Genomic DNA, 10,000 nt, shown 5'->3' with positions numbered 1-10,000 from the left:
TGGCAAAAATTGATGAGCCGTGACTTAAAAGTCGGAGAGTTCAAAGCCTTGTGCCACAATCTTGATGGCTTTTTGCATCAAGCGACCGGAAACTCTGCTACCTTACATGCACGACTGACCGAAGTATTGATGGCTCAGGATTATCAGGATTTAACAGGCCAGATTTTACGGCGTGTTATTGAGCTGGTCCGGGAAGTAGAAGACAGCTTGATTGGTTTACTAACGGCCTTTGGCCAAACCAATTTAAGTATGGAAGAACGACCCGCAGCCGTTTCGAAAAAACCAAAAGCAGGTCACGAGGCTGAAGGTCCTATTATTGACGCAGCTGAGCGTGATGACGTGGTGTCCGGTCAGGATGATGTGGACGATTTATTATCAAGTTTAGGTTTCTAAAAGGGGAGCTGTAGCATGGGCTTTGATTTAGATGAGGATATTTTACAGGATTTCCTAGTCGAAGCCGGCGAGATCCTTGAACTACTGCAAGAGCAGTTGGTTGAGTTGGAAAATAATCCGGATGACGCAAATTTATTAAATGCCATTTTCCGTGGTTTCCACACTGTCAAAGGTGGCGCTGGATTTTTATCGCTGACTGAATTAGTTGACGCCTGCCATGGCGCCGAAAACGTGTTTGATATTTTGCGGACCGGCAAACGTCGTGTTACTGCAGAATTGATGGATGTTATTTTACAGGCCCTGGATGCGGTCAACGCCATGTTTGCTGATGTGCAAAACCGCGAACCGCTGACGCCTGCTGATCCAGCTATTATTGAAGCCTTGCATCGACTGAGTATGCCTGAGTCTGAAGATGAGCAGGCTCATCATGCTGTCGCTGCAGCCCCAGAACCTGAACCAGAGCCAGAAATCAGCATGGAAGAGTTTGATGCAGTAGTTGAGTTTGCTGCTGCACCTGCTGTGGAAAGCTCCTCTTCCATTGATGAAATCAGTGATGATGAGTTCGAATCGTTATTGGATGAATTGCATGGCAGTGGTGCACCAGGCCGTGATACCTCAGCGAATCTGCCTCCTCCTGCAACCAAAGAAACTGCCAGCGAAGATATCACTGACGATGAATTTGAAGCCATTTTGGATCAATTGCATGGTCAGGGTTCCTTTATTCCCGGTGAGACTGCAGCTGCTGCACCTAAAGCCGTAGAAAAAGCGCCGGCTAAAGCGGAAGAAAAAGCAAATACCGCCAGTGGAGATGATATCTCAGAAGATGAGTTTGAATCTTTATTGGATGAATTACATGGCAAAGGCAAAGCACCGGTAGGGCCGGCAGAAGCAGCAGCTGCTGCGGCAAAAGCTGCGCCTGCGCCTGCGGCTAATGCGCCGGTAGCGAAAGCTACTGAGCCAGTAAAAGCTGCAACTCCGGCGCCAGCTGCTGCGCCTAAGGCAGCTCCTGTTGCCGCTGCGCCAAAAGATCCGGATGCAGATCCTAAAGCCGCAGCGAATCAACCGGAAACCACAGTACGGGTAGATACCAAACGCCTTGACCAGATTATGAATATGGTCGGTGAATTAGTTCTGGTTCGTAACCGTTTGGTGAGTCTGTCTGGTTCTGCGCAAAACGAAGAAATGAGCAAAGCTATCGCCAACCTTGATGTAGTTACAGCTGACTTACAAGGCGCGGTAATGAAAACCCGGATGCAGCCAATCAAGAAAGTATTTGGCCGTTTCCCACGCGTTGTTCGCGATTTAGCCCGTTCATTGCAAAAGGACATTAACCTTGAGCTGGAAGGCGAAGAAACAGATTTAGATAAGAACCTGGTGGAAGCACTGGCCGATCCTTTGGTCCACTTAGTACGGAACTCAGTGGATCACGGCATTGAAATGCCAGACGTGCGTGTTAAAGCGGGTAAGCCTCGGACAGGTTTGGTCAGGTTAGCAGCCTCTCAGGCAGGCGACCATATTTTACTGACCATTCAGGACGATGGTGCCGGTATGGATCCGGAAAAATTAAAATCTATCGCCATTAAACGTGGCGTGTTGGATCCCGATGCAGCGGCCCGTATGTCGGACACTGAAGCCTTTAACCTGATTTTTGCACCTGGTTTCTCTACCAAAGAACAGATTTCAGACATTTCTGGTCGTGGTGTGGGTATGGATGTGGTGAAAACCAAGATTACCCAACTCAACGGTACTGTGCATATCAACTCAAAATTAGGTCAGGGTACTTTATTAGAAATTAAGGTTCCTCTGACGCTGGCCATACTGCCGACGTTGATGGTTATAGTGGGTGAGCAGACTTTCGCTTTACCATTGGCCACAGTAAACGAAATTTTCCATTTGGACTTAGCTAAGACCAACAATGTCGACGGTCAGCTGACGATAGTAGTGCGGAACAAAGCTATCCCGCTGTTTTACCTCGAGCACTGGCTGGTTAAAGGTTCGAGTAAGAAAATACGTCGCGAACAAGGTCATGTGGTAATAGTTCAGATCGGAACACAACAAATCGGTTTTGTGGTGGATTCTCTGATTGGTCAGGAAGAAGTAGTGATCAAGCCTCTGGATGCTTTACTGCAAGGCACTCCGGGTATGGCGGGTGCTACCATCACATCGGATGGTGGTATAGCACTGATCCTCGATGTACCTAACTTGCTGAAGCATTATGCCAAACGCTCTAAAATAAAATTTGATCGCTTTGACAAATTCTCAGCTTAAGAGAGTGCACTATGACCATAAGGGTATTAGTTGTTGATGACTCCAGTTTTTTCCGTCGCCGTTTGACGGAAATACTGAGTCAGGATGCCGAGTTAGAGGTCATTGCCACCGCCAATAACGGTAAAGAGGCGGTGGAGAAAGCTTTAGCCTTAAGACCAGACGTCATTACGATGGATATCGAAATGCCGGTTATGGATGGCATTTCTGCTGTGCGCGAAATCCTGAAGGTGCAGCGCACACCTATACTGATGTTTTCATCACTGACACATGAAGGCGCAAAAGCCACTTTGGATGCGCTGGAAGCAGGTGCGATAGATTTTTTACCGAAGAAATTTGAGGATATAGCGCGGGATAAAGCTGAGGCTGCAGATGTACTGCGTCAGCGCGTAAAAACTGTAGCCCGCCGTAGGGTGATCAGCAGACCTTCAAGTTTAACCGGGGCTGCAAGTTCGGCTTTATCTTCCAGAACACCGTCAACCTCAACGCCTTCAGCCGGAACGACAGCAATACCAGCCAGAGCACCTCTGGCTCAAAGTCTGGCCGCCAGAGCTTTAGCTGAACGGGCTGAATTACAAAACCGTGCTGAGCGCTCCGAAACTCACAGAAGCAGTAGTTTTGACGCCAGTGGAAAAAATTACAAGTTGGTTGCTATCGGTACTTCTACTGGTGGTCCAGTCGCGTTACAGCAAATTATTACAGCTTTACCAGCAAATTTTCCGCTTCCTATAGTGTTGATTCAGCATATGCCAGCAGCCTTTACCGGCGCTTTTGCCAGTAGATTAAATGGTTTGGCAAAAATCGAAGTCAAGGAAGCCGCAGATAACGACGCTTTGAGGCCAGGTGTTGCTTATCTGGCGCCAGGTGGCAAACAAATGCTACTCGATGGAAATGAAAATCAGGCCAGACTTAGGGTTCGTGAAGATGATTCTCCCCGTATTACCTTCAAACCCAGTGTTGACATCACTTTTGGTACTGCCGCCAAAGTCTTTCACGACAAAGTGCTGGCGATAGTATTGACTGGTATGGGCTCGGACGGACGCGAAGGTTGTCGTTTGCTGAAGCAATCAGGGTCCCGCATCTGGTCACAGGATGAAGCCAGTTGTGTGGTTTATGGTATGCCACAAGCTGTTACTGCCGCAGGGTTAACGGATCTCGAAGTGGCACTGTCTGATGTTGCCGCCCGCATTGTGGCGGAAGTGGGTCATGGATAAGTTAACTGTAGCAGGCGTTTTTATTGCGTTAGTGGCTATAGTAGGTGGCTTTAGCCAGGAAGGCGGCGATGTATTTACTTTGTTGCATTGGCCTGCCTTTTTTATTGTGTTTGGCGGGACTTTAGGGGCGGTATTAATTCAAAGTCCTTCTTCGCAATTTAGATTGAGTATGAGTTTGCTGCCTTGGGTTATCACTCCACCGAAGCTGGATTTTGATACCACTATAGAACGTATCACTCAGTGGGGGAACTCAGCCAGACTGCATGGGTTTTTATCGTTGGAGCAAGATGCTCTGGATGAACAGGAGCCATTGCTAAGGCGGGGGCTCAATTTATTAGTAGATGGCACAGAAGCTAAAATTTTGCAGGAAATTCTTGATACTGAACTGCACCTGGAAAAGGAAAGGTTGCTAAGAGCTGCAAAAGTTTTTGAAGCCATGGGGGGCTATAGTCCGACCATAGGTATTGTTGGTGCCGTGCTTGGGCTTATTCTGGCTTTGTCTAATATCTCGAATCCAGACGAATTAGGCCAGGGCATAGCTACGGCATTTGTTGCTACTATTTACGGCGTAGGTTTAGCTAATTTTGTTTTTATACCTGTGTTCCATAAAATTAAAGTCTTAGTGGAAGAGCGTGCTTTGTTTCATTCGATGGTGATCGAAGGTTTGTGCTCAATTGCGCTTGGGGAGAATCCCCGCAGTGTTGAATCTAAACTGTTGGCCTATAGAGCTCATTAGATGTACAGGCCTCGCCGTTCAGCCTCCGGTGAAGGAGATAAATCAGATTCAGAGCGTTGGCTGGTATCTTATGCTGACTACATGACGTTGTTATTTGCGCTTTTTGTGGTGTTGTATTCCATGGCCACTATGGAAAAAGAGCAATTTAAAAAATTGCAGGACACTATCTCAAAAGTTTTTGTTGAAGCTACAGATAAAACGGAGAAAGGGATCCAGGGCCAGTCAGTCCAGCCCGATATACAGCCGCAAACTGACTTTGAACTCTATGGTTCTGGCTTAGAAGAAGCAACAGGACCTACTTTGCTGGCAGATAATACAAAACTGGAACATATTGATAGTACTAAACTCGGCAGTCCTTTAGTAGGGATGCAAAAAGATATCAACAGAGCTTTACGTAGCCTGGTGGAGTCGGGTTTGGCAAAAGTGACACTGGACGAAGACTGGTTGACTGTCGAGCTCAACAGCGGGTTATTGTTCAGCAGCGGAAGCGCCAGCTCAACTAGTTCAGCTTCGGCTGTGATGACGGAATTGACCGGGATTTTAAAACAGACCAATAACTTTATCAGGGTGCGGGGTTATACTGATTCAGTGCCAATCCATACTGAGCAGTTTCCTTCCAACTGGGAATTGTCTGTAGCCAGAGCTGCCTCTATAGTCCGTTTGTTAGAAAAACTTGGGTTAGCTCCGCAGCGTATGGCAATAGAAGGTTATGGCCAGTATGCGCCTTTTGCAGATAACAATAGTGCAGAGGGACGCAGCCAAAACCGTAAAGTAGTGATAGCTTTATCAAAGTATGCTTACGAGCCTGTTGTGGTTAATACACCACCACAACCAGCTAAACCTGAACAAGTAGCACAGCAGGCTGCTGAAGAAGCTGCCGTGCAGGAAAAGCAAAAAATACGGGTGCTCCGCTTACCTCATGGTGGCATACGGATCACGACAAGACCGCCAGAACCGGGCGAAGAAGAGCCACCTAATCAGCAGGAACAGTAAATTGGTTGTTTGGACTATTGCAAATCAAAAAGGTGGAGTTGGAAAAACTACCACTACAGTCACCTTAGGCGCTTTGCTTGCTCAGCGTGGACATCGTGTTTTACTCATAGATACTGACCCTCATGGTTCGCTGACCTATTACTTCGGTATTGATGCAGAAGAACTGGAAGTGAGTGTGTACGACATTTTTCTAAGAGGTAAGGACATTACCGGCGAAGAAATATTGCAGTCACTATGCCCTAGCGGTATGCCAAATCTGGATATTTTGCCAACTTCCATGGCATTGGCGACCTTAGACCGTTCTCATGGCCAACAAGGCGGCATGGGCCTTATCCTGAAGAAGGCACTGCAAAAAATAGAAAAAGATTACGACTACGTGCTGATTGACTGTCCGCCTGTGATTGGTGTTCTGATGGTGAATGCGATGGCGGCTTGTGACCGTATACTAATACCGGTGCAGACTGAGTTTTTGGCATTGAAGGGGCTGGACCGCATGATTGCCACTATGCAACTGATGCATAGCTCGTCACCTCAGGATTATGCTTTTACCATAGTGCCCACTATGTACGATAAAAGAACCAAGGCCTCTTTGGACGCTTACAAAGCGCTAAAAGCTCAGTACCAGGACAGAGTTTGGTCTGCGGTGATCCCTATAGATACCAAGTTTCGTGACGCCAGCCTGGCACAGACTCCACCCCCGGTATTCGCTCCCAAGTCCCGGGGTGTGTTCGCTTACAATACGTTGCTAACTTATTTATTACAGTTAGCGCCGGAGAACTAAGATGAGTGATTTGCAAGCCAGCCAAAAAGTTATGAAGCATTATCTGAATGCTTTATTGACGGATGACGTGGTTGACACACCTCTACAGGAAGCTAAGAAACAGCAACTAAATCAATTGCTGGCTCCGGTATCTGCTCCAGTGGTTGCTCCTGTTAAAGCTCCGGACATTACAAAACCAGCTGTAAAAGCACCAGTGGCAACACCTGTTGTAAAAACTCCGGTTGTAGCTCCAGTACCACCTGTGGTTGAACAGGCGAAGGTTGCAACTGTTGCCCCCACTGTTAAAGCCGCAGAACCTGTAGTGAAAGAGTACAGAAAGGGCAGGTTTCAAGCGCTGTTTTTTACAGTGGCAGGACTCAAAGTGGCGTTGCCTTTGAAAGCTCTGGGCGGTATTCATAAAATAATGCCGATCAAGTCTTTACCTGGCCAACCACAATGGTTAAAAGGTGTCATGTTATACCGGGAACAAAAGATCAATGTGGTGGATACAGCCCGTTGGGTGATGCCAGAAAAATATGATCAGGAACTCGCAGAAAGGCTAGACTATCAATATGTTATTATGCTGGGTAATAGCCATTGGGGCCTGGCTTGTGATACTTTGGTAAATACAATAGCCTTAGAGCAAGACGACGTTAAGTGGCGGGAAACTGAAGGCAAAAGGCCGTGGCTCGCTGGCTTAATTAAACAACATATGTGTGCTTTGCTGGATGTCGATGCCCTGGTCGCTTTATTAGCGAAGGGAATGAATAGTCAGCAATGATTGAGTAGTAAAGCATTTAACTTCTGGGTAGGAGCTAGGCATGAGTAATTTAACAGCGCAATCCGCTAAAACAAAAGAAGTCACAGATTTAGTGCTGCAATGGGTAACCTTTAAACTGCAGGAAGAAACCTACGGTATTAATGTTATGCAAGTGCAGGAAGTTTTGCGTTATACAGACATAGCTCCTGTGCCGGGTGCTCCTGACTACGTGATGGGTATTATCAATTTGCGTGGTAACGTGGTAACTGTTATTGATACCCGCGCTCGTTTTGGATTACCGCCTTCAGAAGTGACAGACAATAGTCGTATTGTGATCATTGAGTCAGAGCGTCAGGTCATAGGCATAATGGTCGACAGTGTGGCCGAAGTGGTTTACCTGAAACAATCTGAAATAGATACTGCGCCGAATGTAGGCACTGACGAAAGTGCTAAGTTTATCCAGGGCGTGTCGAATCGTGACGGCGAATTGTTGATCCTGGTGGATCTGAATAAGCTGCTGTCCGATGACGAATGGGAAGAGATCCGTAGCATTTAATGGCTAATATTGTGACTGATTTTTCCTGGATATGGCTGCTTGGAATAGTAGCCATTTTATTACTGTCAGTAGGGATGGCTGTGGTTGCTTCACGTCAGAGTAAAAAGCTGCTTAGTGTGATCAACGAAAACGCAGCGGCCAGTTGGCAGCAGCAACAAAATCTGGAACAGTTACGTCAACAGGTATCAACACAAGCCGAGCAGCTAAAGCGTGCTTATCAGGACGTTGAAGAGCTGCGTTCTACCGTCATTGGTGTTGGTCAAAGAGTATTAAGTCTCGAAAGTCACTTGGGGCAGGGCATGCAACAGGTGGCGGAATTAGCTGAACAACAAAAATCGCTGCAGTTGTTCGATCCTGAATCAAAGATTTATAGCAGGGCTATGAAAATGGTTCAGCTTGGCTCCAGTATTGAAGAAATCATGCTGGAATGTGAACTACCACAGGCAGAAGCTGAACTTCTTTTCAACCTCCACAAGCAGACGAAGTAAGGTCAATGCTATAGTTTTTGAAACAAACTAAGCCCGCTTCGGGGAACTGCTATGTATAACCCTTCAGTGTTACATCATGGAGCAGTGGACGGAGTGACAGGGTCTTGCCATCAGTATTTTATTGATGACAAGCACAGTGTCCTGATTGATTGTGGTTTATTTCAGGGGATTGAGCAGGGGAGAGGCAAATCCGGTTCAGACTCTGCTCAGATAGATTTTCCATTGGACGGCATTCTTGCCTTATTACTGACCCATGTGCATATAGATCATGCCGGTCGCATCCCCTACTTAATAGCTGCAGGATTTACTGGCCCAATTTATTGCAGCAAAGCATCGGCTTTGTTACTACCATTGGTACTGGAAGATGCGCTGAAAATGGGCATCACAAAAGATGAAAATCTAATCAGAACCTTTATTAAAGCAGTATCCCGCCAGTTGCGCCCCTGTGCTTATGACACCTGGTATGATTTAGAGGGGGTTGCACAGAGCCTTAAAGTTCGGTTTCAGAATGCTGGCCATATACTAGGGTCAGCCTATGTAGAGATTCTTCATCAAACCCCTGCCGAATTGGTCTCTGACTGTTGGTTCAAAGCAGTTTTTTCCGGCGATTTGGGCGCTCGCGACACACCTTTGTTACCCGATCCTACTCCACTAGATAGTGCAGATTTTCTGGTACTGGAAAGTACCTATGGTGATAGAAATCATCCGGATCGCAAGCAACGTCAGCAGCGCCTGCAACTTGTGTTGGAAAAAGCCCTGTCTGACAAAGGAACTGTTTTGATCCCTGCATTTAGCATTGGACGTACGCAGGAATTGCTGTATGAGTTGGAAGATATTATTCATCAGATGCAAGGTCAGGACCTGTATCAGGGCTTAAGCTGGTCTGAGCTTGATATTATTGTCGACTCTCCTCTGGCAGCCAGCTTTACTGCTGTCTACCAACAATTGAGAGAGTACTGGGATCAGGAAGCAAAACTGCGGCTGGATTCTGGTCGCCACCCCCTCGAATTTGACCAACTGCTGACTGTAAATAGTCATAAAGATCATCAAAAAGTAGTCAGGTACCTCGCAGAGACTGGCCGTCCCGCTATTGTAATTGCCGCCAGCGGTATGTGTACTGGTGGAAGGATAGTGAATTATCTCAAAGCTTTATTGGGCTCTCCTTTGCATCAGGTGTTATTTGTCGGCTATCAGGCCAGAGGTACGCCAGGAGCTGAGTTGTTGCAGCTTGGTCAGAAAACTGGTTTTCTCAAGCTAGATGGGCAGGACTACCAGGTCAGGGCGCAGGTTATTCAGCTTAGTGGCTACTCAGCTCATGCTGACCAACGCGACTTATTACACTTTGTCAGTCAAATGCAAAAAGCGCCGGCTCAAATCAGGTTAGTTCATGGAGATCGTGAAGCTAAACAGGAACTTAAGACAAAACTGGAAACCAAAGGATATAAGGTAACGCTGGGGTAGCAGGCGGTGCATTTTGTTCCGGGTTACTGTGAAGAACCTGTGCTGAAGTCGAGGTTTTAAGTTCCTGTTCAGCTATAGCACTTTACTCTGCCTCCCTGTGATAAATTCTGATACCATTTCAATAGTTTCAGTTTAATGGAAATACCAATGATCAAAGTTTTAAGTGTGTTTGGTACCAGACCGGAAGCCATCAAAATGGCACCTTTAGTGAATTTATTAAAAGATACTGCTGGGATCGACAGTAAAGTCTGTGTAACGGGTCAACATAGGGAGATGCTTGATCAGGTATTGAAGTTGTTTGACATAGTTCCCGACTACGATTTGGCTATCATGAAAGCCGGACAGGACTTGTACGATGTTACAACCAGTATTCT

General features: G+C 46.6%; 11 protein-coding genes. All 11 read left to right on the top strand.

Annotation, left to right across the window (positions count from 1 at the left end; translation table 11 throughout):
• Positions 1 to 393 (top strand): protein phosphatase CheZ (locus LDL40_RS05850; RefSeq protein ID WP_300994252.1); only part of this gene is annotated, 393 nt, incomplete at its 5' end.
• 15 nt (positions 394 to 408) lie between these two features.
• The gene (locus tag LDL40_RS05845) at positions 409 to 2,661 is read left to right on the top strand and encodes a chemotaxis protein CheA (RefSeq protein WP_300994251.1); all 2,253 of its coding nucleotides are present in this window, start codon (positions 409 to 411) and stop codon (positions 2,659 to 2,661) included.
• Between the two features lie 11 nt (positions 2,662 to 2,672).
• Entirely contained in the window at positions 2,673 to 3,872 is a 1,200-nt protein-coding gene (locus LDL40_RS05840; RefSeq protein WP_300994250.1) for a chemotaxis response regulator protein-glutamate methylesterase, read from the top strand.
• On the top strand, positions 3,865 to 4,608 hold the full coding sequence (locus LDL40_RS05835) for a flagellar motor protein (RefSeq protein ID WP_300994249.1): 744 nt from the start codon (positions 3,865 to 3,867) through the stop codon (positions 4,606 to 4,608). The genes LDL40_RS05840 and LDL40_RS05835 overlap by 8 nt, the downstream gene beginning before the upstream one ends.
• Positions 4,609 to 5,601, top strand: coding sequence for a flagellar motor protein MotB (locus LDL40_RS05830; protein WP_300994248.1), 993 nt, complete (start codon positions 4,609 to 4,611; stop codon positions 5,599 to 5,601).
• A gap of 1 nt (position 5,602) precedes the next feature.
• Entirely contained in the window at positions 5,603 to 6,382 is a 780-nt protein-coding gene (locus LDL40_RS05825) for a ParA family protein (protein ID WP_300994247.1), read from the top strand.
• A 1-nt stretch (position 6,383) separates the two neighbouring features.
• Positions 6,384 to 7,142 (top strand): chemotaxis protein CheW, encoded by a 759-nt coding sequence (locus tag LDL40_RS05820; protein WP_300994246.1) that lies wholly within the window; start codon positions 6,384 to 6,386, stop codon positions 7,140 to 7,142.
• Between the two features lie 40 nt (positions 7,143 to 7,182).
• Positions 7,183 to 7,677 carry a chemotaxis protein CheW gene (locus LDL40_RS05815; protein ID WP_053424550.1) on the top strand — a complete coding sequence of 165 codons (495 nt, stop codon included), beginning with the start codon at positions 7,183 to 7,185 and terminating at the stop codon, positions 7,675 to 7,677.
• Complete coding sequence (locus LDL40_RS05810) at positions 7,677 to 8,165, top strand: DUF2802 domain-containing protein (protein WP_300994245.1); 489 nt, start codon at positions 7,677 to 7,679, stop codon at positions 8,163 to 8,165. The genes LDL40_RS05815 and LDL40_RS05810 overlap by 1 nt, the downstream gene beginning before the upstream one ends.
• A 51-nt stretch (positions 8,166 to 8,216) precedes the next feature.
• Positions 8,217 to 9,626: an MBL fold metallo-hydrolase RNA specificity domain-containing protein gene (locus LDL40_RS05805; RefSeq protein WP_300994244.1), complete on the top strand. Its 1,410-nt coding sequence runs from the start codon at positions 8,217 to 8,219 to the stop codon at positions 9,624 to 9,626.
• 147 nt (positions 9,627 to 9,773) lie between these two features.
• A partial coding sequence (locus tag LDL40_RS05800; protein WP_367304302.1) for a UDP-N-acetylglucosamine 2-epimerase occupies positions 9,774 to 10,000 on the top strand: 227 nt, incomplete at its 3' end.

Origin of the sequence: Rheinheimera sp. (assembly GCF_020217005.1) — a bacterium.
Lineage (GTDB): Bacteria > Pseudomonadota > Gammaproteobacteria > Enterobacterales > Alteromonadaceae > Pararheinheimera.
This window is presented reverse-complemented; position numbering and strand designations above follow the sequence as displayed.

Bases quoted from the DNA above. Each gene is read 5' to 3' on its own strand.
- LDL40_RS05845 (WP_300994251.1), top strand. From the start codon at position 409: ATGGGCTTTGATTTAGATGAGGATATTTTACAGGATTTCCTAGTCGAA.
- LDL40_RS05840 (WP_300994250.1), top strand. From the start codon at position 2,673: ATGACCATAAGGGTATTAGTTGTTGATGACTCCAGTTTTTTCCGTCGC.
- LDL40_RS05835 (WP_300994249.1), top strand. From the start codon at position 3,865: ATGGATAAGTTAACTGTAGCAGGCGTTTTTATTGCGTTAGTGGCTATA.
- LDL40_RS05830 (WP_300994248.1), top strand. From the start codon at position 4,609: ATGTACAGGCCTCGCCGTTCAGCCTCCGGTGAAGGAGATAAATCAGAT.
- LDL40_RS05820 (WP_300994246.1), top strand. From the start codon at position 6,384: ATGAGTGATTTGCAAGCCAGCCAAAAAGTTATGAAGCATTATCTGAAT.
- LDL40_RS05815 (WP_053424550.1), top strand. From the start codon at position 7,183: ATGAGTAATTTAACAGCGCAATCCGCTAAAACAAAAGAAGTCACAGAT.
- LDL40_RS05810 (WP_300994245.1), top strand. From the start codon at position 7,677: ATGGCTAATATTGTGACTGATTTTTCCTGGATATGGCTGCTTGGAATA.
- LDL40_RS05805 (WP_300994244.1), top strand. From the start codon at position 8,217: ATGTATAACCCTTCAGTGTTACATCATGGAGCAGTGGACGGAGTGACA.